17 protein-coding genes are annotated in these 22695 nt (G+C 67.3%); 12 read left to right on the top strand and 5 right to left on the bottom strand.

Annotated features, from left to right (window positions below):
* From CCS01_RS01840 to CCS01_RS01820, 5 genes are all read left to right on the top strand, one after another.
* On the top strand, positions 1 to 176 hold a 176-nt coding region (locus CCS01_RS01840), incomplete at its 5' end, for a transposase (RefSeq protein ID WP_146101497.1).
* Between the two features lie 409 nt (positions 177 to 585).
* Positions 586 to 1602, top strand: a complete 1017-nt coding sequence (locus tag CCS01_RS01835; protein ID WP_158258188.1) for an alpha/beta fold hydrolase — start codon at positions 586 to 588, stop codon at positions 1600 to 1602.
* A 540-nt stretch (positions 1603 to 2142) separates the two neighbouring features.
* Complete coding sequence (locus CCS01_RS01830; RefSeq protein ID WP_158258187.1) at positions 2143 to 3285, top strand: LLM class flavin-dependent oxidoreductase; 1143 nt, start codon at positions 2143 to 2145, stop codon at positions 3283 to 3285.
* A gap of 59 nt (positions 3286 to 3344) precedes the next feature.
* Entirely contained in the window at positions 3345 to 4082 is a 738-nt protein-coding gene (locus CCS01_RS01825) for a CoA transferase subunit A (protein ID WP_104517125.1), read from the top strand.
* Entirely contained in the window at positions 4079 to 4750 is a 672-nt protein-coding gene (locus CCS01_RS01820; protein WP_104517124.1) for a 3-oxoacid CoA-transferase subunit B, read from the top strand. The genes CCS01_RS01825 and CCS01_RS01820 overlap by 4 nt, the downstream gene beginning before the upstream one ends.
* Positions 4751 to 4916: 166 nt before the next feature.
* Here CCS01_RS01820 and CCS01_RS01815 read toward each other — a convergent pair whose 3' ends face one another.
* Positions 4917 to 6269: an ABC transporter substrate-binding protein gene (locus tag CCS01_RS01815; protein ID WP_104517123.1), complete on the bottom strand. Its 1353-nt coding sequence runs from the start codon at positions 6267 to 6269 to the stop codon at positions 4917 to 4919.
* 160 nt (positions 6270 to 6429) lie between these two features.
* Here CCS01_RS01815 and glpD point away from each other — a divergent pair, with 160 nt between their 5' ends.
* The 4 genes from glpD (at position 6430) to CCS01_RS01795 (ending at position 11805) form a co-directional block, all read left to right on the top strand.
* Complete coding sequence (glpD, locus tag CCS01_RS01810; RefSeq protein WP_104517122.1) at positions 6430 to 7944, top strand: glycerol-3-phosphate dehydrogenase; 1515 nt, start codon at positions 6430 to 6432, stop codon at positions 7942 to 7944.
* A gap of 32 nt (positions 7945 to 7976) precedes the next feature.
* Entirely contained in the window at positions 7977 to 9491 is a 1515-nt protein-coding gene (gene glpK, locus CCS01_RS01805) for a glycerol kinase GlpK (protein ID WP_104517121.1), read from the top strand.
* Positions 9492 to 10072: 581 nt separating this feature from the next.
* Complete coding sequence (locus CCS01_RS01800) at positions 10073 to 10828, top strand: PEP-CTERM sorting domain-containing protein (protein WP_104517120.1); 756 nt, start codon at positions 10073 to 10075, stop codon at positions 10826 to 10828.
* Positions 10829 to 11055: 227 nt separating this feature from the next.
* Entirely contained in the window at positions 11056 to 11805 is a 750-nt protein-coding gene (locus tag CCS01_RS01795) for a PEP-CTERM sorting domain-containing protein (protein ID WP_104517119.1), read from the top strand.
* Positions 11806 to 11998: 193 nt separating this feature from the next.
* Here the strand turns inward: CCS01_RS01795 and cysN are convergent, their stop codons facing one another.
* From cysN to CCS01_RS01780, 3 genes are read right to left on the bottom strand one after another with little or no spacing between them, the layout of a single operon-like run.
* Positions 11999 to 13555 carry a sulfate adenylyltransferase subunit CysN gene (cysN, locus tag CCS01_RS01790; RefSeq protein WP_104517118.1) on the bottom strand — a complete coding sequence of 519 codons (1557 nt, stop codon included), beginning with the start codon at positions 13553 to 13555 and terminating at the stop codon, positions 11999 to 12001.
* A complete protein-coding gene (gene cysD / locus CCS01_RS01785; RefSeq protein WP_104517117.1) occupies positions 13555 to 14457 on the bottom strand; it encodes a sulfate adenylyltransferase subunit CysD in 903 nt (300 codons plus the stop codon). The genes cysN and cysD overlap by 1 nt, the downstream gene beginning before the upstream one ends.
* Positions 14454 to 15257, bottom strand: coding sequence for a phosphoadenylyl-sulfate reductase (locus CCS01_RS01780; RefSeq protein ID WP_204848102.1), 804 nt, complete (start codon positions 15255 to 15257; stop codon positions 14454 to 14456). The genes cysD and CCS01_RS01780 overlap by 4 nt, the downstream gene beginning before the upstream one ends.
* A 421-nt stretch (positions 15258 to 15678) precedes the next feature.
* Between CCS01_RS01780 and ndk the strand changes: the two genes are divergently transcribed.
* Positions 15679 to 16101 carry a nucleoside-diphosphate kinase gene (ndk, locus tag CCS01_RS01775; protein WP_104517115.1) on the top strand — a complete coding sequence of 141 codons (423 nt, stop codon included), beginning with the start codon at positions 15679 to 15681 and terminating at the stop codon, positions 16099 to 16101.
* Entirely contained in the window at positions 16098 to 16484 is a 387-nt protein-coding gene (locus CCS01_RS01770) for a DoxX family protein (protein ID WP_104517114.1), read from the top strand. The genes ndk and CCS01_RS01770 overlap by 4 nt, the downstream gene beginning before the upstream one ends.
* 448 nt (positions 16485 to 16932) lie before the next feature.
* Here CCS01_RS01770 and CCS01_RS01765 read toward each other — a convergent pair whose 3' ends face one another.
* Positions 16933 to 18726 (bottom strand): alpha/beta hydrolase domain-containing protein, encoded by a 1794-nt coding sequence (locus tag CCS01_RS01765; RefSeq protein ID WP_104517113.1) that lies wholly within the window; start codon positions 18724 to 18726, stop codon positions 16933 to 16935.
* A gap of 523 nt (positions 18727 to 19249) precedes the next feature.
* On the opposite strand from CCS01_RS01765, the gene CCS01_RS01760 reads away from it, so the two are divergent.
* A complete protein-coding gene (locus tag CCS01_RS01760; RefSeq protein WP_104517112.1) occupies positions 19250 to 22627 on the top strand; it encodes an AAA family ATPase in 3378 nt (1125 codons plus the stop codon).
* Positions 22628 to 22695: the final 68 nt, after the last annotated feature.

Genomic DNA, 22695 nt, shown 5'->3' with positions numbered 1-22695 from the left:
CCAATCGCCGCTCGCCGCGGACCTACGACCGCGACCTCTACAAGGCGCGCCATCTGATCGAAAATTTCTTCGCCAGGCTCAAGCAGTTCCGTGCCATCGCAACCCGCTATGACAAGACTGCCCGCAACTTCCTCGCCGCGGTCCACCTCGCCGCCGCCGTCGTTTGGCTTAATTGACGACACGCCCTAATGGGCATTCTCCCGGTTCGCCCAGAATGGCGCTGGCATGCAGAACCCGCCGAAGTGGATGGCTTGTTCACGCTCGGGTCCTCAGTTAGCGGCTATGCGGCGGCTTCGGGCGAAGCGCCAGGGCCGCATCCGGTTGGCTCGCAAAGCCAGGCTGGCGGTGCCGATGGCGGGGATTGCGGAGACGGCTGGCAGGAACGGTAGCGGTGCACGCTGTGTTCCGGCCTGCACCTGCTGCATCGGCCGCGGCGCGACAAGGCATTGACCCGCCGGCACTGCAACAGCGGAAATGCCGGACCGGACAGCTCGCTTGCTGCGCCGGGCGGCCGGGTGCGACAATGCGGATGTGGCCAACGACGCACGATCCACGCCTGCGCGATGCCACCAGGGAGGAACAACAATGAGCGAAACACAGCCGAAGTCGTACCGCGATCTCTACGGCGGGAAGTGGGAGCAGTTGCGCACCCGGAAGGACGACACCCTTTATGGGCGCACGCTGCTGCGGCCCGAGGATTTCAGGCACCAGACGGTCACCACGCACGATCCGCGCGGCTATGAGGTGAAGATCCACTACGTGCGCGAGGGCAGCGGCGAGCCCCTCTTCCTGTTCCACGGCTGGCCGGGCTTCTGGTACGACTACTGGATGAACATCAAGGAACTGGCGAAGCAGTTCGACGTCATTGCGGTCGATCTGCGCGGCTACGGCGACACCGACAAGCCGGGCTACGACCCGAAGACCAACCGCATCATGCTCGACCCTGTGCAGCATTACGATCTCGACACCACGGTCGACGATGCGATGCGCCTGGCGAAGGCGCTCGGGATCGAGCAGGCTTACTGGGTCGGGCACGACTGGAGCTCGCTGGTGATGCACAAGTTCGTCCGGCGCTATCCGGAGATGGTGAAGAAGCTCGTGCTGGTGAATCCGTTCCTGCCGGGCGCCGAGACCCGCTACCTGAGCCCGGCGTTTCACGAGCATTCCTACTACGCCTCGTTCCACGGCACGCCGCTGGCGGTTGAGCTGGTCGAGTCCAGCCGGGAAGCGACGAAGATCTACTTCCGCTGGTTCTTCCAGTGGTGGTCCGCCAACAAGAACCTGTGGACCCCGGAGGAGATCGAGATCCTGACCGACAACTTCGTCAAGCCCGGCAACGTCGAAGGCGGGTTCCACTGGTATCGGGCGAACCTGAGCCCGGTGGCCAAGGGTTGGGAGCCGCGCGACTATACCCCGACGCACATCCCCACCCTGGTGCTGTGGGGCGAGGGCGACACCTGCGTCGTGATCAACTGGTCGGACCTCGCGCCGCAGTTCTACCTCGACATGAAGTACATGCCGGTGCGCAATGCGGGCCATTTCCTCATGCGCGAGGCCCCCGACCTGTTCAACCGGGAAGTCGCGGCGTTCCTGCGGACCTGACGCACGCGCGGCGCCAGTGGAGGCGCGACGCACAAGGGTGCCGCGTTGCAGTGTCGCAATGGAGCAGGAAACGGCCGAGGGTGGGCCGGGCCGCGGCGCCGTGGCGTGAGCCTCGCATCGGGCGTGGGGTGTGGTGCCGACCGGGAGAGGGGGCGGGGTTGCCTCCCCAATCAAGCGGACACGGAGTTCCACGGGGTTTGCACGGAGTTTCACAGAGTTGTCCGGGGCGCCCGCGACATGGTCGCCCCTCTGTGGCAACGTCGGATGATTTCATGCGCGTCGCGCGAAGCGCAATATTCACTTCCTCCATGCAACTCCGTGCAAACACCGTGGAACTCCGTGTTCGCTTGATTGCTGCCGGTGAAACCGGCACCGGCCGTAACAGGATGAGGCACGACTGCAGCGGACCACTTCCGAAATCTGTGTATCCCGCGGGCCTTCGCCCGGCACGACGGGACGGACATGGCCGTGCCGCCAATTGACGCCTACGCTTTGGTACGTTCTCCTACCTTCAAGTATAGTCCCGGGAGGAGGACCGCCATGAAAGTTGGTGTCGCACTCAACATGCTGTCGCAGACCGGACGCCCCGATGCCGCGGTCGTCGCCGAGCACATGGCGCTGGGCGACCTGGCCGAACCGCTGGGCTTCGACTCGCTGTTCGCGCTGGAACATCACTTCACCGGCTACGCGATGTCGCCCTCGCCCTGCCAGTTGCTGTCCTACTATGCCGGGCGGACGCAGCGGATCACCCTCGGCACCGCGGTGATCGTTCTACCCTGGCACGACCCGATCCGCGTGGCCGAGGAAATCGCGCTGCTGGACGTCATCTCCGGCGGGCGCACGGTATTCGGCTTCGGCCGCGGCGCCGCCAGCGTCGAATACGAAGGCTTCCGCATCGACCAGGGCGAGGCGCGGCCGCGCTTCATCGAGGCGGCGAAGATCATCCGCATGGCACTGAGCCAGGACAGCTTCAGCTTCGACGGCGACTACTACCGGATTCCACGCACCTCGATCCGGCCGCGGCCCATATCGCATCCGGAACGGCGCTTCTTCGGCTCCGCCGTCAGCCCGGAATCGGTCGAGGTCATGGCGCAGCTTGGTCTTTCCATGCTGGTAATCATGCAGAACGAGTGGCCCAAAGCCGCTGCCGACGTCCACCGCTTCAACGCCCTCGCCGCCGCGCAGGGCTACCAGCCGCGGCCGCCGATGATCCTGACCAACGTTTCTGTCGCGGAAAGCCGGGCCGAGGCGCAGGAACGGGCGATCGAATACCTCGGCAGGAAGTGGGATTCGATCGACGCCCACTATCATTTCTCCGACGGACACCTGAACGCGGTGAAAGGTTACGAGTCGTACGAAAAGGTTGGCTCCACGTATGCCAAATTGCATGATCCGGCGAAGCGCGCAAAGGCGACGGATTTCTACGTCAGCATCCAGCTTGCCGGCACGCCCGACGACTGCATCCAGAAGCTGGAGGAACTGCAGGCGCTGACCGGGCTCGACCACCTGATCACGGAATTTTCCTTCGGCGGCCTGCCGCATCACGAGGCCGAAACGAACATGCGGCTGTTCGCCGGCACGGTGATGCCGGTGCTGCAGCACGACGCCCGCTTCGCCCGGCCGCCTGCCGTGCTGAGAACCGCCGGCGGCACGCAGCGGGACAACGTGTTCGCGCCGGCCTGACGACCTTGACACCGCGCCCCGCCTGAACCTTGATCGACCCGACACAAGGCGGGGAAGCGATGCAGACCAACAAGCTGCGCGGCAGTTTCCAGGACGCGGTGGCCGACATTCCGGACGGCAGCACCATCGCCTTCGGCGGCTTCGCCATGCCGGGGACGCCGTTCAACCTGATCCGGGCGCTGCTGCGGCAGGGCGCGAAGCGGCTTACTTTGGTTGCCAACACAACCGGCGGCGCGCGGCAGCCGCGCATGCCGGACATCGGCATGCTGGTGGAGAACGGCCAGGTCGCCAAGGTGATCTGCGCCTTCACCGCCGCGACGCGGCCGACCGACGTGCTGCCGTTCACGAAACATTACGAAGCCGGCGACGTCGCGGCCGAGCTGGTGCCGCAGGGAACGCTGGCGGAACGGCTGCGTGCCGCCGGCGCCGGCATCCCGGCGTTCTACACGCCCACCGGCGTCGGCACCGAACTCGCCGAGGGACGGGAAACCCGGATGATCAACGGCCGCGAGTACCTGCTGGAATACGCGTTGCCGCTGGACTACGCCTTCATCCGCGCCCGCACCGCCGATGCCGCGGGCAACCTGCGCTACCACCGCTCGCAGCGCAATTTCAATCCGGTGATGGCCACCGCCGCGCGCATCACCATCGCCGAGATCGACGAGCCGGTGCTGCCCCCGGGCGGCATCGATCCGGACGATGTCCATACACCCGGTATCTACGTGCACCGGCTGGTGCAGGTGCCGCCGGAGCCCGACGGACTCTGGCCCGCAAGACGGCAGGAGAAGCGGCGATGAGCGGCGCGAAGGGACTGACCCGGCAGCAGATGGCGGACCGGGTGGCGCGGGAATTCCAGGACGGCTGGATCGTCAACCTGGGTGTCGGCATCCCGACCATGTGCTCCAACACCGACATCGGCGGCCGCGACATCACCTATCATTCCGAGAACGGCGTCATCGGCTACGGCGGCATCGCCCCCGAGGGGCAGGAGGACATGAACCTGGTGAACGCCGGCGGCCAGAACGTGACGCTGAAGCCGGGCGCGGCGGTGGTGCATCACGCCGACAGCTTCGGCGTCATCCGCGGCGGCCGCATCGATGCGACGGTGATGGGCGCCTACCAGGTCTCGATGACCGGAGATTTCGCCAACTGGAAGCTGAAGGGGCAGAAGGGCGGCGGCATCGGCGGCGCCATGGACCTCGCGGCGTGCGCCAAGCGGGTGTTCATCATCCTGGAGCACGTCACCCGCGACGGCCTGCCGCGCCTGGTCACCGAATGCGACCTGCCGGTGACGGCGCGCGCGGTGGTGACGCTGGCGATGACGAATTACGGCCTGTTCGAGCCGACGGGCAGCGGCTTCCGTCTGCGCGAGATCGCCCCGGGCCTGACGGTGGCGGAGATCCGCGCCCGCACGGGCGGCACGTTGGTCGTCGCCGACGGACTGAATGAGATCGCCACCACCTGACAACGAGCGGACGGGCAGTTCCACCGGGCTTCCTGCGGGCAGCGGCCTGCCCGGCTCGTTGATGATTTCATACGGTTCGGGCGAAGCGTGGTCCGTGCCCTCACCTATGAAAATGCGGACCCACAGGCGCCAATGGGCAGGGCGAAGCCAGGTCGTCGCCCCATCGTCAGGGCCGGGTGTAGCCCTCGATCTCATCCGCCGCCCAGTCGGTGACCTGCTTGATGCTCTGGCCCTCGCGCAGCCGCGCCAGCATCTGGTTGTGCACCCCGCGGCTGTAAATCTGCACCGCAATGTCCGGCGGCGCTTCCGAGGCGGTCAGCGACGGCTTCTGCCCGCTGGACGGGCGCAGCGGGTAGTTGAACACCGTGCCCTTCGGCGGTCCGACTTCCTCCCAGATCTTGAAGTCGGTCAGCTTCGCATAGGGGGGCAGGTCGAAGCCGTCGCAGGCGTTGTCGCGCGCCTCGACCTTGTCGCGCTGCATCAGGTATTCCAGCAGTTCCTTGGCGGCGCTCTGGTTCTTGCTGAAATTGTAGATGCCCCAGAAGAAGCTCAGCGTCGGCACGAAGCGGCCCTTGGGACCCGCCGGCGCCGGAAAGGTCCAGCAATCGGCGGCGATCGCCGGCGCGTCCCGCTTCGCCACCGCCCAGGCCGACGGCGGGTTGAAGATCAGCGCCGTCTTGCCGGAAATCAGCGCCCGGTTGTTGGAGGCGTCGTCATAGCTGACCGCATCCGCCGGGTAGAACTTCACCAGCCGCTGGGCGAATTCCAGCACCTGGCGCATGGCATCCGAGTCGAGCTGCATCTTGCTCTCGGCATTGATCAGCGTCGCGCCATAGGCGGCGAACAGCGCGCCGTGCATGTCGGTGGCGTCGGTGTTCAGGCCGCCCGCGCCCAGGCCGCAGGCGAAGGTCATGTTGTCCTTCGCGGCCAGCTCGGCATATTTCAGCAGTTCCTCCCAGGTCCAGGCGTCCTGCAGCGCATTCTTCTCCGCGTGCGGCGGATACATCGCCTGCAGGTCCAGGCCGTGCTTCTTGAACCAGCTGATGCGGGCGCAGGGCGGCTTGGTCTGGGTGCCGCTGCTGGTGGGCACCGCGACCCAGTTGCCGTTCAACTTCCCCAGGTAGGTGACGATGCTGTTCGGCGTGCCGTTGGCGGCCGTCAGGCGCTGCATCACGTCGTCCACCGGCTGCAGGCTGTCACCGAAATTCTGCACGTCCCAGGACGCGAACGTCATCACGTCGTGGCCGGCCTTCGCCTGGGTCTCGGCGGCGGCCGTCAGCTGCAGCTTGCCGCCGTTGCTGGTGATGAAGTCGAGCGTGACGTCCACCTTGTTCTTCTCCGCCCAGGCGTTCACCTGCTGCCGCATCACGTTGTTGGCGCCCGGGACCCAGTGGTCCCAGAAGCCGACGAGCAGCTTGCCGGCGGCGGCGGCCGTGCGGATGTGCACCAGCGGCAGCGCCGCGGCGGCGGCTCCCAGCGTGGCGGCGCGGCGGCGGGTCAGGATCGGCGGTTTCGACATGGGCGGCTCCCTGGTTCGGTTCCCTCTGCGGCCAAATGGCCTTGTTCGCTTGGTTCACCCTTATGGACGGGCGTGGCCCCATTTTACGGCAGGTTGGGCGGCCCGGCGACCCCCCGGACCTTGATTTGCCTGCGCGCGGCAGGCGGGCCACCGTAACGGCATGGACCCGTTCGACCTGGCGATCATCGGTGGCGGCATCAACGGCAGCGGCATCGCCCGCGACGCCGCCGGGCGCGGCTGGCGCGTCTTCCTGTGCGACCGCGGCGACCTGGGCGGCGGCACGTCCTCGGCCTCGACCAAGCTGATCCACGGCGGGCTGCGCTACCTGGAGCACCACGAGTTCCGCCTGGTGCGCGCGGCGCTGACCGAGCGGGAGGTGCTGTGGCGCATCGCCCCGCACATCATCCGGCCGCTGCGCTTCGTGCTGCCGCATCACCAGCAGTTGCGTCCCGCGTGGCTGCTGCGGCTGGGCCTGTTCCTGTACGACCACCTGGGCGGCCGCGACCGCCTGCCGCCGACCCGGACGCTGCGGCTGGCGGACGACCCCGCCGGGGCGGCGCTGAAGCCGGCGTTCACCCGCGGCTTCGCCTATTCCGACTGCTGGGTGGACGATTCCCGCCTGGTGGTGCTGAACGCCCGCGACGCGGCCGATCGCGGGGCGACGGTGGCGCCGTGCAGCGAATGCGTGTCGGCAGACCGTGCGGATGGACTGTGGCATCTCACGCTGCGCGATGCGGAAACCGGCCGGACCTGGACAGTCCGCGCCCGCGCCCTGGTCAACGCCGCCGGCCCCTGGGTGGCCGAGGTCGCCGCCTCGGTCATCCGCGCCGCGGTGCCTGCCGTCCGCCTCGTCCAGGGCAGCCACATCGTCGTGCCCCGGCTGTACGGGCACGACTCCGCTTACATCTTCCAGAACGCCGACGGCCGCGTCCTCTTCCTCATCCCCTGCGAGCGCGACTTCACCCTGATCGGCACGACCGACCGGGACTACTGCGGCGACCCGTCCGAGGCGCGCATCAGCGCGGCCGAGATCGACTACCTGTGCCGCTCGGCCAGCGGCTACCTGCGCCGGCCGGTGACGCCGGACGCGGTGGTGTGGTCCTACGCCGGGGTGCGGCCACTGGCCGACGACGGGTCCCCGGCGCCGGCGCAGGCGACGCGGGACTACGTGCTGCACCTGGACGGGGCGCCGCCGCTGCTGTCGGTGCTGGGCGGCAAGATCACCACCTATCGCCGCCTCGCCGAGGCCGCGCTGTCGCTGCTGCGGCCGCATCTGCCGGCGGCGTCCGGCGAGGCGGCGGGCTGGACCGGGCGCGCGCCGCTGCCGGGCGGCGACTTCCCGGTGGACGGGTTCGAGGCGCTGCTCGCCGCCACCGCCGCGCGGTTTCCGTTCGTGCCGCCAACGACGCTACGGCGCCTGCTGCGCGCCTATGGCACCAGGACTGTTCAACTGGTCGGTACCGCGACATGTTACGCCGACATGGGCCCCGTTCACGGCGCCGATTTGACCGAGGCGGAACTGCGCTACCTGATGCAGGTGGAGTGGGCCCGCACCGCGGCGGACGTCGTCTGGCGGCGCAGCAAGCTGGGCCTGCGCCTGACGGACGCCGAGGTTGCCGGCATCGACGCGGCGATGCGGCGTATGGCCCGGGACGGCGTGGCGGCCGCCGTCTGATGCGGGCCGCCTGAGCAGGGGAAACGAGAACCATGGCGCGGCATACGCTCGTCATTGATCAGGGCACGACGTCGACCCGCAGCATCGTCTTCGACGGCGCGGTCTCGCCCGTCGCCACGGCGCAGCAGGAGTTCCCGCAGATCTATCCGCGGCCGGGCTGGGTGGAGCACGATCCCGAGGCGATCTGGGACAGCGTCGTCGCCACCGACCGCGAGGCGCTGGCGCAGGCCGGGCTGGCGGCGCGCGACATCGCCGCTCTGGGCATCGCCAACCAGCGGGAGACGGTGGTGATCTGGGACCGCCGCACCGGGCGGGCGATCCACAATGCCATCGTCTGGCAGGACCGCCGCACCGCGGGGGCGTGCGAGCGGCTGGAACAGCTTGGCTACGGCGGGCTGATCGCGGCGCGCACCGGGCTGCTGATCGACCCGTATTTCTCCGCCACCAAGATCGCCTGGCTGCTGGAGACCGTCGATGGCGCGCGCGCCGCGGCCGAGGCCGGGCACCTGGCGTTCGGCACGATCGACAGCTACCTGCTGTGGCGGCTGACCGAGGGCGCGGTGCATGCCACCGACGCCACCAATGCCTCCCGCACGCTGCTGTTCGACATCCGTCGCGGCGCCTGGGACGAGGAGTTGCTGGCGCTGTTCGGCATCCCCGCCGCGCTGCTGCCCGAGGTGCGCGACACCGCCGGGATGTTCGGCGACACCGCGGCGGGGCTGTTCGGCGGGCCGATCGGCATCCGCGGCATCGCCGGCGACCAGCAGGCGGCGCTGGTGGGGCAGGCCTGCTTCCGGCCCGGCATGGTGAAGTCGACCTACGGCACCGGATGCTTCGCGCTGCTGAACACCGGCCGCCAGGCGATCGCCAGCCGGCATCGGCTGGTGACGACGATCGCCTACCAGTTGGACGGGGCGCGCACCTATGCGCTGGAGGGCTCGATCTTCGTCGCCGGCGCGGCGGTGCAGTGGCTGCGCGACGGGTTGGGCCTGATCGCCTCGGCCGCGGAAGCCGGCGCGCTGGCGGCGGAGTCCGATCCCGGCCAGCCGGTCTATATGGTGCCGGCGTTCGTCGGCCTGGGCGCGCCGCACTGGGACAGCGCGGCGCGGGCGCTGCTGACCGGCCTGACCCGCGGCACCACGCGCAAGGAACTGGCCCGTGCCGCGTTGGAGTGCGCCGCCTACCAGACCCGCGACCTGCTGGACGCCATGCAGGCCGACACCGGCTCCGGCTGGGCGGGGGCACCGACCGTGGTGCGGGTCGATGGCGGCATGAGCGCGAGCGACTGGACCATGCAGTTCCTGGCGGACATCCTGGCCGCGCCGGTTGATCGTCCGGCCTGCCTGGAGACGACGGCGCTGGGCGCGGCGTACCTGGCGGGGATGGCGGCGGGGGTTTATCCGGACCCGGAGACGTTCGCCGCGGCCTGGACGGCGGAACGGCGGTTCGCGCCGTCGATGCGGGCGGCGGAGCGGGCGGAAAAGTATCGCGGCTGGCAGGATGCGGTGGCGCGGACGCTGCTGCGGCCGGGCGGCGCGGGAGGCTGATGGGGCGCGGCCTGTGGCGGGTCGTCGCGGCGGCGACCTGCCCGGCGTCGGAACACAGGTTCGCGAGACGCCTGTTTGTTGCTTATAACAAATAATTGCTTATTCACTTTGCCGTGCGGGGACATGCGTCTGGTATCGCTGGGGGTGCGGGCATTGATCGAAGCGGCATTGGTTACCGCTGCTGTATTTCATGAGTAACAAGACCGTGAAGCTCGTCGTCTTACATAAGTCTATTATCGAATTTTTCTGCCTTAGGTTGGCATGCAATCCAGGATTGCCATTTTAGCGTGTAAAAAAAGCGTGAATGCAATCTGGAGCGGGCCGGCAACAGTTCCTCAAGCCTATATGTTGCTATATCAGATCTATTGCGGCTACATCACATAATAGTCATGTAGCGGTTACTATAATGTCAACGGAATATGATTGCGACCGCGCGCTATTAATATTGATACAATCCGAGTGATTTTATATGAGTCACCAGCGCCGCGGTCTGGATGGCATGCGAAAATTTGGTCCGCGTGATCTAAAGTGTGTCTAGGTCTCAAAATTGCCACCCCTCGGTCCTAAGGAAGGCCCATAGCATGATGCAAGAAACACGACCTGCCTCAGCCGCCGCGCTGACCGCGCGAACTGAAGCGCCACAAAACCAGAAGACCACGATCCGGAAAATCGCCCTGGCCAGTGTCTGCGCGGTCGCCGCGTTCACCGTTGCCGCCGCGAACGCCAACGCCACGCCACTCACGCAATATGCCTGGACATCCACCTTTGTTGATGGCGGACCCGGACCCGGCTCGCACGGCAACAACATTGCCTTCACCGGCACGTTCAGCAACAATAACGGCGGGAACGGTGTGAACAGCGGCGTTTCTACTCAGTACACTGCCTCGCTCAATACGGCCAGCGCTCCCGATATCATCAGCCAGTATCTGACGATCTGCGAGACGGGCAATTCATGGGGTACCGGGACGGAGAATGTTTCGGTGACGTTCGCCTTCACCGAGCCCGGACAGGCGAACGGCTCCATCAACGGCACCGTCAAGGTCACTGGTTGGATGGACCCGACCGGGACAATCACTTGGGCAAATCCCGACCTTATCTCGTTTGCTGACGGTGCGCAGATCCAGGTATCACTGGGGAAAGTTTCAGGCTGGGACGTCGGAAATTACAATGGATGCCTCGGTAACTGTGCCACAGTCAATGCGACCTTCACAGTGCTGAGTGACCCGACCAGCGTCCTCGAACCGGCCTCAATGGCGCTGCTTGGCGTCGGCATGATCGGCACGGGCGTCGTGGCCCGCCGCCGTCATCGGTTGTCCTCACCGATGCTGGCCGCCTGATCGTAAAGCGCGACCTCTTGCGGCACAGTGTCCCTGTGCCGCAAGTGCAATGGCAACGCCTGACTGGCAAGGCCACGCAGTACCAAAACGGCGCTGCGTGCCTGCGTCCAGATAGCCAAACGCGCCAACTGCGGCGCTGCGTGCCAAGACCGCATCGACGGGACACATAAAGTGTCCGGGTCTCAAAATGAGCCACATCCTCTCACTCCTAACGAAGGCTCCCAGATATGATTCAAGAAACAAGACTTGCCTCAGCCGCCGTGCTGACACGGCGGGCTGAAGCGCCGCAAGCCTTAAAAATCACGATCAGGAAGCTCGCCTTGGCCAGTGTCTGCGCGCTCGCCGCGTTCGCCGCCGCCTCGAATGCCAATGCAGACCCTGTCCTTCAGATGCAACTGCAGTCAGGCGGCACGACCTACAGCGATTCACCCGGTGCCAGCCCGTTGACTTTGACCGAAAGCATCGGCAACTTTACGACAACGGTGAACACTGGGACCGCGACAACCGTTCCTTCGCTCGATCTGTCTTCGGTTGATATCAATTCCAGTGCCGGCGGCACGCTGGTCGTCACCCTGTCTGCGAGTGGCTTCACGTCCCCGGTCGGAGCAGCCAACTGGCTGTCGCAGTTCAGCGGCAATTTCGTCATTGGCTCGGGAACCGTCGAGTTACAGACCTATCTCAATAATAATGACACGCTGTTGAGTTTGAACGGCGCAACACTGCTCAACACACTGACCGACACGGCCACGCCCTTCGGCCTCAGCGACGTGACGTCCGCCTTAGCCGACGGCAGCTTTGCACTGACCGAGGTGCTGACGATCACCACGACAGGTGCTGCGCATGTAAGCCTGGACGGCTCGATTACGGAGGTTCCCGAACCCGCCTCCATGGCACTGCTTGGCATTGGCATGATCGGCACGGGCGTCATGGCTCGCCGCCGCCGACCGTCCATGCCGACCGTTGCTGCCCGCGTGTAGACAACTGCGTCTTCCGGCCCGTCTTGACACCACCGGAAGCGCGGTCACCGGCCGTGTCATGAAGACGCGGTCGATGAACGGAACTGCGCAGTGCCAGAATGGCACCGCGCAGCCGGCCGGCGGGATACGCCGTCGCGGAGAGACCTGCGCCGGCCGGTCACGCCGCCACACGTTGTTTGTACATCGTTACTATTCAGGACAACACCGCGTTGCCGCGACCGCCCAGCAGCATCGCCACCCGCCCCGCCATCGGCCGCAGCACCGCATCCACCGCCGCCACCGCCAGCGCCAGGTAACCACTCCCCGACAGCAGCCAGACGATCAGCGCCAGCATCACCGCCTCGGCGATCCGGCATCCCACCAGCGCCCGGAACCGTGCCCGTTGTCGCCCGGCCACTGCGCCCACCGCACGCGGCACCACCTGCGCCCGGCTGTTGTCATTCGCCTGCCGCTGCGCCGCGGCCTCGACCGTGCCCAGCGCCACCGTCTGGTTCGTCATCCGCTCGATCAGGATGAACGAGCCCAGCGTGCGGTCCCGCCCATAGATCGTGGCCGAAAGCGGCTTGTCGAAGCGCAGATCGACCACACCAATACCGTTCATCGCCAGGCTGTCGGCCGGCTGGTTCTGGAAGCTGTGGATATCGACCGCATGGCGCAGTTTCGCCACCGTGGCGTTCGCCTCCATGGTGCCGAGTTTGACGATGAAGCTCTGCCCAGGCCGCATCGGCGCCTCGCCCATCCACAGAAGCCGGGCGGTGATCGCCGTGTGCGCCTGCATCACCGAACTGCGGTGCACGATGACGTCGCCGCGCGAGATATCCACCTCGTCCGCCAGCGTCAGCGTCACCGCCTGGCCAACCGAGGCGGCTTCCAGGTCGCCCTCGGCGGTGACGATACGGGCGATGCTGCTGTGGCGCAGGCTCGGCAGCACCGTCACGGGATCGCCGACATGCGCCGTGCCGGCCGACACGGTGCCGGCATAGCCGCGGAAATCCAGGTTCGGCCGGTTCACCCACTGCACCGGGAGGTGCAGCCGCTTCGCCTTGTCCGGCGCCTCCCCCACATCGACGCTTTCCAGGTAGTCCAGCAGCGGCGTGCCCTGGTACCACGGCGTCCGCTCCGATCGTTCCGCAACGTTATCCCCCTCGCGGGCGCACATCGGGATCGGCACGATCGTTTCGAATCCAAGCGAGACGACCGCGCTCGTGTAGTCGGCGACGATGCGGTCATACACAGCCTGGTCGAAGCCCATCAGGTCCATCTTGTTGACCGCCAGAACGACATGGCGGACCCCGACCATCGATACGATAAAGGAATGGCGTCGCGTCTGCGGCAGGATGCCCTTGCGCGCGTCCACCAGGATGATCGCCAGCTCTGCCGTGGACGCGCCCGTCGCCATGTTGCGCGTGTACTGCTCGTGGCCCGGCGTGTCGGCAACGATGAACGACCGCTTCGGTGTCGAGAAGTAACGGTAGGCGACGTCGATGGTGATGCCCTGCTCGCGCTCGGCCGACAGCCCGTCGACCAGCAGCGCGAAATCGCGGTGTCCCTCGTGCGTGCTGAATTTCCGCGAATCCCGGTCCAGCGCCGCCAACTGGTCGTCCAGCACCGCGTGCGAATCGAACAGCAGGCGGCCCAGCAGCGTGGACTTGCCGTCATCCACCGAGCCGCAGGTCAGGAAGCGCAGCAGGGACGCCTCCCGCACGGCCACCTCGGCCAGCGGGGCCGTATCGGCCAGGGCGACGCTCATCAGAAATATCCTTCCTGCTTCTTCTGTTCCATCGAGGCGCCGCCGTCATGGTCGATCAGCCGCCCCTGCCGCTCGGACGAACGGGAACCGCGCATCTCGGCGATGATTTCGGCCAGAGTTGCAGCCTCGCTTTCCACCGCGCCAGTCAGCGGATAGCAGCCCAGCGTGCGGAACCGCACCGAGCGCATCTGCACCGTCTCACCAGGGCGCAGCACCATGCGGTTGTCGTCGCGCATGATCAGCATGCCGTCGCGCTCGACCACCGGGCGCGGTTTCGCGAAATACAGCGACACCACTGGGATGTCTTCCTGCGCGATGTAGTCCCAGACATCCGCCTCGGTCCAGTTCGACAATGGGAACACCCGGAACGATTCGCCCTGCCGCTTGCGGGTGTTGAACAGCGCCCACGGCTCCGGCCGCTGGTTCTTCGGGTCCCAGCGGTGCTCGGTTGAGCGGACGGAGAACACGCGCTCCTTGGCACGGGATTTCTCCTCATCGCGCCGCGCGCCGCCGAAGGCCGCATCGAATTTGTAACGGTCCAGCGCCTGCTTCAGCGCCTGCGTCTTCATGACATCCGTATGCAGGCGCGAGCCCGCGGTGAACGGATTGATCCCGGCTTTCAGCCCGTCCTCGTTGGTGTGCACGATCAGCTTGCAGCCAAGCTCGCGGGCGCGGCGGTCGCGGAAGGCGATCATCTCGCGGAACTTCCACGTCGTGTCGACATGCAGCAACGGGAACGGCAGGGGGCCGGGATAGAACGCCTTCAGCGCCAGGTGCAGCAGCACCGCGCTGTCCTTGCCGATGGAATACAGCAGCACGGGGTTCTCGCAGGTCGCGGCGACCTCGCGGAAGATATGGATGCTTTCCGCTTCCAGGCGCTGCAGATGGGTCAGGGACTTCATGCTGTTTTCCTTGCGCGCGCCAGGCGTCCGTCGGGGCCGACATGCAGGCCGCACTCGCGCGCCTGGTCCTGTTCCCACCACCAGCGGCCGGCGCGTTCCGGCTCGCCGGGGGCGACGGCGCGGGTGCAGGGGGCGCAGCCGATGGACAGGAAGCCGCGGTCGTGCAGCGCGTTGTACGGCACCCGCGCGTCGCGCACGAGCGCGGCCACCTGCTCACGCGACCAGTCAAGCAGCGGGTTCACCTTCAGCAGCCGGCGGGCCGGGTCCCAGGCGATGAAATCGGCATTCCGGCGGGTGTCCGACTGGTCCGCCCGCAGCCCGGTCAACCAGGCGGCGGCGCCGGCCAGCGCGCGGTCCAGCGGCTCCAGCTTGCGCACCGCGCAGCAGGCGCGGCGGGCTTGCTGCGAGTCATAGAAGCCGTTGATGCCCTGTTCGCGCACCAGCGTCGCCAGCGCGGCGGCGCGCGGATGGAAGGCTGCGACGCGGATGCCGTAGCGCTGCTCGGTTTCCGCCCAGACGGCGTGGGTTTCGGGGAACAGCCGGCCGGTGTCCAGCGTGGCGAAGCGGCAGGCGATGCCGGAGCCGGCGATCAGGTGCGTCAGCGCCTGGTCCTCCAGCCCGAAGCTGGTGGTGAAGACCAACGGCCCCGGCACGTTCTGCGCCAGCACCGCCAGCCGCCCGGCCGGGCTCAGGCGGGCGAAGGTATCATTCGAAAGGGCGCCGGACGTTTCTGTGCCAGTCCCGTCCGGCGAAACAACGATATCATCGTCACGTACACGCTCATCCAGAAAATCTGCCACGGTTTCCGGCTCCTTTGGTTCAGCAGCCGGGTCGAGCATGCGTCGGCTGAATTCCGCATATACAAGGCTTGTCCGCGGGTTCAATTGGCTTGCAGGACCGCGGCAACGCCCCGGCGCGAACGCCGGCGGCGGGCGGTTCCCGGGCGTCCCGGGCCGCCGCGCGAAGCTCTGCTCCCGAAGCCCGACACGCCGATTGGGTTCACCTCCGGCACTGCGCCGCGATAGAAGCCTCTTGCGATTGTTTCAGAGCCATGACCGCCCTCCGCCGTGGCCGCGGCGGGCTGCCCCGTGATATATTCATGGCGGGTATGATCAAATTGCCACACCTGGCGAGGACCCGCCGGCCGGGCGCCGCCGGCCTTGCCCTCCGGCGCGTTACCCCCTACTCAGCCGCCGAGTTTCACATCGTCAGGAGGCCGCCATGGCAACCGAGCGCACATTTTCGATCATCAAGCCGGATGCCACGCGCCGGAACCTGACCGGCAAGATCAACGCCGTGCTGGAGGCCGCCGACCTGCGCATCATCGCCCAGAAGCGCCTGCACATGACCCAGGCGCAGGCGGAAACCTTCTACGCCGTGCACGCGGCGCGGCCGTTCTACCGCGACCTGGTCACCTTCATGACCTCCGGCCCGGTGGTGGTGCAGGTGCTGGAAGGCGACAACGCCGTGGCCCGCAACCGCGAGGTGATGGGCGCGACCGACCCGAAGAAGGCCGATCCCGGCACCATCCGCGCCCAGTTCGCCGAGAACATCGAGGCGAACTCGGTGCATGGCTCTGACAGCGCGGAGAACGCGGCGGTCGAGATCGCCTACTTCTTCGCCGGCATCGAGCTCGTCGGATGAGAACCGTCGCCATGGACTGGATCGCGCTCCTGGGACGCATTCTCATGAGCGCGATCTTTTTCCACGGCGGCTATATCAAGGCGACGACGCCGACGGCGACGATGGCCTACCTCGCCGCCCAACACCTGCCGTTGGTCGGCGGCGCCTACGCCCTGTCGCTGCTGGTCGAGATCGGCGGCGGCCTGTTGTTCCTTGTCGGCTACCGCGCCCGCCTGACCGCCCTGGCGCTGGCGGCGTGGTGCCTCGCCACCGCGTGGGTCGCGCACTACCATCCCGAGAGCCGCGAGGCGATGTTCCACTTCCTGAAGAACGTCTGCATGGCCGGCGGCTTCCTTCAGGTGGTGGCCTATGGCGCCGGACGGATCAGCGTGGACCGGGGGTGAGAAGAGATCCAGGGGATGACTGGTCGCGCGGATTGGGCTGCTGCGCCCCCCTGGACGGGCCACGGGCATGTTTGCCTCCGCATTTTCAACACGGAGGATACGGAGGTTCTACGGAGGGCCACGAAGATTTCCCGGGGATGGCAGCCGATCGGCCCATTGGCCCCGCCGGGCAATTTCAGGCGCTTCGCGCGAAGCGCAATATATTGCTTTTCTCCTTAGCGCTCCGTGGATTCTTCGCCTTCCTCCGGGTTGAGAATCGGCCGGTGACGCAGGCACCGCCGGCAAATGCGACGCACCGCTATCGATCCCGCCCGTGCCTCCATCAGGCCCATCCTGATCAAGGCCGCAGGAACCGGATTACAGCACCATCCTCGATCCCCTGCCGTGCCCACAGCCGCCACCGTTCCCCGGCCTTCGGCACAAGCGGCGACACGCGCGACTGCGGCGATTAGACCCCGTACAACCCGATGTCCTCCGCCAGCAGCAACCGCTCCCGCAGCAGCGCCACCACCGCCGCCCGCCGCGCCGCCGCCCGGGCGTCCTGCGGATAGCGGGCCGCCACTGACGGCCGCGGATCACCCGCCCGCTCCGCCTCGGTCGCGGCAAACGCCAGGAATGTCCCGTCGCGATCGGCCAGCTCGCCCTCGGGGTATGGCGGCGCATACAGGTTCCAGCCGGCGAAGGTGCCCAGTGGCACGGCGATGTCCGGCAGGCGGATGCCGGCCCGCTCGTTGCCGTCAGGGTCCACCTGCGGCACCAGCGGGACATAGGCGCGCTCCGGCGGCCTCGGGTCGGTCCAGTCCGGCAGCGGCGCCGCGTCATTGGCGGCATGCGGCCAGGCCACGCCGGGGATGGCCGGGAACGCCACCCTCTCCGCCGCCACCAGCGTGCCGTCGGCGATCCGCGGCAGGCGGCTGTCCGGTGGCGGCCGATCGGCGGCGACCCACTCGTCCAGCGCCACCAGCAGGGCCCGCACCGCCGGCATCGGGTCGTGCCAGTTGCGCGGATAGCGGCACGGGCCGGTATCGCGCGGCATCCCCGCCTTGCCGCCGTGCTGCGTGCCGGCGATCAGGTAGCCGCGCACGGTCCGCGGCAGGTCCGCGTCGCGCGTGCCCAGCGGGTCGGTGTGCAGCAGCGAGGCGCCCTTCTGCCAGTACTCGGTCGAGGTATTCGTCTCGATCAGCTTCGGATCGCTGCCGTCGCCGCGCAGCAGGCCACCGGACCCGCCGGTGACCGGGTCGTCCATCGCGGCAGCCGCGTGCGGGAATTCCACTTCCGGGAAGTCGTGGTCCTCGTGCCAGGTGCGGGTGCGGAACGGCTGGCTGAACGGCGCGTTGTGGAACACCCGGCCGATGCCGGCGACATGGGTGAACACGCCGTCGAACACGCGCCGCCCGTCCTCGTCGGCGTTGAAGCCGTCGGCGACGTGGCTACGCAAATAGCGGCCGGACTGCGAGATCCCGAACGCTAGCGTATGCGTCACCGGCCGCCCCGGCAGGTCCGCGCCGCGTCGCCGCAGGTGGCTGACGATGTCCCGCGTCGCCGCGAAGCCGATGCCGGCGACGCGCGGCTGCGTCGCCTGGTAGCGGACCTCGTAGATCGATCCCGGCTCAATCGGCGGCTCGGGCCGCACCGAGCGGCTGTCGGGCATCGTCGCCGCCACCGCCACGCGCGGCGCGGCCTGCGTCCGCCGCACTGTCACAGAGGCCGGGCCAACCGCTTCGTACGCCAGCCTGAACACCTCGTGCACGCCCAGCCGTGTGCCGGAGACGAACTCCTCCCGAATCGGCTGGGTGACGCCCTCGATTACCGGCACCTCCAGCGACAGCCCGGTGGGTTTCGGCGCGGCGGGGTCCCAGCCGGTCCACAGCAGCAGGAACCCCATCCGCAGCGGCAGGGCGTTGCCAAGCTCCGCCGCGGTCTGCGGCTGGTTGCCCATGGCGCCGGCGCACAGGTTGGCGAACAGCATGATGCGGCCGCGGTTGTTTACCTCGTAGAGCAGCCGCCCGTTGCCCTTCGCCGCGTCCGCCGGCCGCAGCAGCACGAAATCCGAGCGGTACTCCACACGCCCGTCCGCGTTGCGCGGCGCCCGGTCGAGCAGCGCTATGTCACGGTTGCGCGGATGGGCCGGGTCCAGCGCGCCGCTGGCGACGCCCTCGATCCGCTCATAGGCGCCGGTGCCGCCGAACGCGGCGCCGCCGGCGAACGGCGAGCGGTTCCGGATTTCGATGCTGGTGATCATGGGGCTGTCGGCTCCGCTTCGATTCTGCAACCGCTGCCGGTCGCGCCGGGGATCATGTCGATGACAACAAAACCATCAGGCGCTGCACCCGCGACGCACCGGCCGGGCTGTTGGCGTGGTGCAGAAACTATCCTCCGGCGCGTAGCGTAATCGGCTGCGTGCCGGCATCCAGCCGGTAAATGGTCACCTTGTCGGGATCGGGCGCCCTTCCCGGAACGGAAGATCACCGCCCGTTCCGGCGGCCGGTGAGCGGTGACGTCGGCGGTGCGGTCGGGGCGGACGAAACGGCAAACCGGCGTCGTCAACCGGCCCGGCGGGCGGCACGCTCCTCACCCGGCTATGCGACGGTCAAGGGTCTGTGCGCCTGTTTCCCGGGTCTCACCGGTGCAGTCCCGCCGGTTCCAGGTCCTGCCGGGACGTCCTCAAAAAATGCGAGGCCCACACAGAGACTCTTTGCCTCGACAGAAGCGGTTCCCGCGCGCGATAGTCCACCGCAAGCATCACCAGGCCGGAGGAGACGCCGGTGGATGTCGGGGAATGGCTGAATGGCCTGGGCCTTGGCCAGTACGAGGCGGCATTTCGCGAGAATGACGTCAGCGCGGCGTTGCTGCCGAACCTGACGGCCGATGACCTGAAAGATCTTGGCGTCGCCTCTGTCGGCCATCGCCGCCAGTTGCTGGTCGCCATCGCCAGGCTGCAGGGCACCGACGCGTCCGCGCCGCCGGCCGGCTCATCCGGCGATCACCCGGCGCCGGTACCGGCAGACGTCGCCGTTCCGCCCGCCGGCGAACGCCGCCAACTGACAGTGATGTTCTGCGACCTCGTCGGCTCGACCGCACTGGGCGAAAAGCTCGATCCGGAAGAACTGCGCGACCTGTTGCATGCCTATCGCACCCTGTGCGGCGACGTCATCGCCCGCTACGACGGCTTCGTCGCCCGCTATGTCGGCGACGGCATTCTGACCTACTTCGGCTGGCCGGCCGCGCACGAGGACGATGCCGAGCGCGCCGTGCGGGCCGCGCTGGAGATCGTCGAGACGGTCAAGCGGTCCTCCACCACGGAGGCCCTGTCCGTCCACGTCGGCATCGCGACCGGCCCTGTCGTGGTTGGGGAACCGGCCGGCGCGGGCGAGCAGGCCAGGCTGGCCATTGGCAGCACGCCCAACCTGGCGGCGCGGCTGCAAGGGATAGCCGCCGCTGACCAGGTCGTCATCGCCGCCTCGACCCGCCGCCTGATCGGCAACGCGTTCGACCTGAGCGGTCTCGGCGGACACAACCAGAAGGGGATCGCCGAACCCGTCCATGCCTGGCGTGTGGAGGGTCTCGCGGTCACCGAAAGCCGCTTCGATGCGCATCACGGCCCGGCCGGGCTGACGCCGCTGGTTGGCCGCGCGGAGGAAGTCGATCTGCTGCTGCGCCGCTGGGCGCAGGCGCAGGACGGCGAAGGCCAGGTGGTGCTGCTGGGCGGGGAACCCGGCATCGGCAAGAGCCGTATCGTGAGCGTGCTGCACGAGCGTCTCGGGGCCCAAGGCGCGCAGGCGCTGCGTTTCCAGTGCTCGCCCTATGCCGTGAACAGCGCCTTCTGGCCGATCACCGACAACTTCGAGCGGGCTTTGCGGTTCGCGCCGGACGAGACCGCGGAGGCAAAGCTCGACAAGCTCGAGGCCCTGGTCGTCGGGCACTATGGCCGCCCACTGGGCGACGTCCGGTTCGTCGCATCGATCCTGTCCATCCCGTGCGAGGACCGTTATGGGGCCTTACCCATGACGCCGCAGCGGCACAAGGACGAGACGCTGCGGGCCCTGGTCGATATCACCGAAGCGGCCGCTCGCAGGCAGCCCAGTGTCATGTTGTTCGAGGACGCGCACTGGGCTGATCCCACCACCCTGGAGGCGCTGGACCTGCTGGTCGACCGGGTGAAGGCGATCCCGCTGCTGGTCGTGCTGACCCACCGGCCGGAGTTTTCCTCGCGCTGGTCCGGGCATGGCCATGTCGGCGCCCTGAACCTGTCCAAGCTGACCCGAACACAAAGCCAGGCAATGGTGTCCGCGCTGGCGGGCGGCAAGGCGCTGCCCGGGCCGCTGTTGGAGCAGATCCTGACCCGAACCGACGGCGTGCCGCTGTTTGTCGAGGAACTGACCAAGGCCGTTCTGGAATCAGGCGCGCTGAAAGAGGCCGGCGATCATTACGAGTATGCTGGCTCCATGCGCACTGTCACCATTCCGGCGACATTGCGGGACTCGCTGATGGCGCGGCTGGACCGTTTTCTGCCGGTGCGGGAGATTGCCCAGATCGGCGCCGTGATCGGCCGCGAATTCAGCTACGTGATGATCGCGGCGGTGGCGCCGATGCCGCAGGCCCAGCTTGACGGGGCCGTGGCGCAGCTATGCGAGGCGGGGTTGGTCTTCCGACGTGGCACGCCGCCGGATGCCATCTACACCTTCAAGCATGCGCTGGTGCAGGATGCAGCCTATGACTCGCTGCTCAAGCGCCGCCGCCAGGAGCTGCACGGCAAGATCGCGCGCGTCATCGAACAGCGCTTCCCAAGCATCAGCACCACCGAACCCGAGGTGCTGGCACACCACCTCACCGCCGCGGGCCGTGCCGAAGCTGCCATTCCGCTGTGGCAGAAAGCGGGCGAGTTGGCATTGCAGCGCACGGCGCTGACCGAGGCGATCGCACACCTCAACCAGGGACTTGAACTGATCGCCACGCTGCCTTCGTCATCGGAGCGGGATGCTGGTGAACTGGAACTGCGCACGCACCTCGGCACCGCGTGGCTGGCGCTTCAAGGCTGGGCTGCGCCGGAGGTCTGGAGCAGCCTGCATCCGGCCCAGGCCCTGGCAAAATCGCTTGGACGCCACGATGCGTTGGTGCCGATCCTGTGGGGGTTGTTCCTCAACATCCTGACGCAGGGGCATGCCGCGGAATCACTGACATGGGTGCAGGAGATGCTGGATGTTGCGGCGGAGACCGGTGACGCTGATCTGCGCGTCGCCGGACACACCGCTGCCTGCATTTGCTACACCTGGCTAGGCAAGTTCACCAAGTCGGCTGAGCATGCCAGCAAAGTCCTGGAACTGTACGATCTCGAAAGGCATCGCCATCTTGCGGACATCCTTAACCACGATCCCAAGACCATAGCTGGTATCTACGCTTCGATCAGCGCCTGGATGCTGGGCTACCTGGACCGGGCGTTGCGGCTGAGCGAGGAAAAGGATGTGCATGCCCGTTGCCGCGCCCACCCGTTTGATCTCGGATTTGCACTGACTATGGGTGTGCATGAATTCGACCGCCGCTACAACCACGAGGACCTGCGCCAACGTGCCGAGGAATGTGAGCGCCTCGGTCGGGAGAACAGCCTGCCCGTGTTCGGGGCGATACTGGCACCCTTTGCATATGGCCAGGCGCTGATCCGGGAAGGAAAGATCGCGGAAGGCATCGCCCCGCTCAAAGCCGGCATCGCGGTCTGGAACGCGTGCGGTGGCAAGGTCAGGGGTCCAACCCTGAACGCTTTCCTGGGTGAAGGCATGGCGCTCATGGGCGATCTCGACAATGCCTTGCGGCTGATCGACGAGCAGATCATCCAGATCGAACGGCCGGGGTGGGAGGAGCGCATGTCCTATGCCGAGATCCTGCGCCTCAAGGGCTGGATACTCTCGCTCAAGGGCGATCCGGCAGGTGCCGAGCGGAACTTTCTCGCCTCGCTTGACTGGGCGCGCCGCCAGCAGGCGAAATCCTGGGAATTGCGCACGGCGATGAGCCTTGCGCGGCTGTGGCAGAGCCAGGGCAGGCGTGCGGAGGCCTATGCGCTGCTGGCGCCGGTTTATGCCTGGTTCACCGAAGGCTTCGACACCAGCGATCTGCAGGAGGCGAAGTCCCTTCTCATCGAACTTGGGTAGCGGCAGCCACAGTCACGATCGGCACAGCGGTCTGCGCGGCCAGTTTCACTGTCCCGGACGCATGCAGA

Origin of the sequence: Rhodopila globiformis (assembly GCF_002937115.1) — a bacterium.
Lineage (GTDB): Bacteria > Pseudomonadota > Alphaproteobacteria > Acetobacterales > Acetobacteraceae > Rhodopila > Rhodopila globiformis.
Note: the sequence above shows the minus strand (reverse complement) of the source record. Positions and strands in the feature narration are given on the sequence as shown.

Bases quoted from the DNA above. Each gene is read 5' to 3' on its own strand.
- CCS01_RS01835 (WP_158258188.1), top strand. From the start codon at position 586: ATGAGCGAAACACAGCCGAAGTCGTACCGCGATCTCTACGGCGGGAAG.
- CCS01_RS01830 (WP_158258187.1), top strand. From the start codon at position 2,143: ATGAAAGTTGGTGTCGCACTCAACATGCTGTCGCAGACCGGACGCCCC.
- CCS01_RS01825 (WP_104517125.1), top strand. From the start codon at position 3,345: ATGCAGACCAACAAGCTGCGCGGCAGTTTCCAGGACGCGGTGGCCGAC.
- CCS01_RS01820 (WP_104517124.1), top strand. From the start codon at position 4,079: ATGAGCGGCGCGAAGGGACTGACCCGGCAGCAGATGGCGGACCGGGTG.
- CCS01_RS01815 (WP_104517123.1), bottom strand. From the start codon at position 6,269: ATGTCGAAACCGCCGATCCTGACCCGCCGCCGCGCCGCCACGCTGGGA.
- glpD (WP_104517122.1), top strand. From the start codon at position 6,430: ATGGACCCGTTCGACCTGGCGATCATCGGTGGCGGCATCAACGGCAGC.
- glpK (WP_104517121.1), top strand. From the start codon at position 7,977: ATGGCGCGGCATACGCTCGTCATTGATCAGGGCACGACGTCGACCCGC.
- CCS01_RS01800 (WP_104517120.1), top strand. From the start codon at position 10,073: ATGATGCAAGAAACACGACCTGCCTCAGCCGCCGCGCTGACCGCGCGA.
- CCS01_RS01795 (WP_104517119.1), top strand. From the start codon at position 11,056: ATGATTCAAGAAACAAGACTTGCCTCAGCCGCCGTGCTGACACGGCGG.
- cysN (WP_104517118.1), bottom strand. From the start codon at position 13,555: ATGAGCGTCGCCCTGGCCGATACGGCCCCGCTGGCCGAGGTGGCCGTG.
- cysD (WP_104517117.1), bottom strand. From the start codon at position 14,457: ATGAAGTCCCTGACCCATCTGCAGCGCCTGGAAGCGGAAAGCATCCAT.
- ndk (WP_104517115.1), top strand. From the start codon at position 15,679: ATGGCAACCGAGCGCACATTTTCGATCATCAAGCCGGATGCCACGCGC.
- CCS01_RS01770 (WP_104517114.1), top strand. From the start codon at position 16,098: ATGAGAACCGTCGCCATGGACTGGATCGCGCTCCTGGGACGCATTCTC.
- CCS01_RS01765 (WP_104517113.1), bottom strand. From the start codon at position 18,726: ATGATCACCAGCATCGAAATCCGGAACCGCTCGCCGTTCGCCGGCGGC.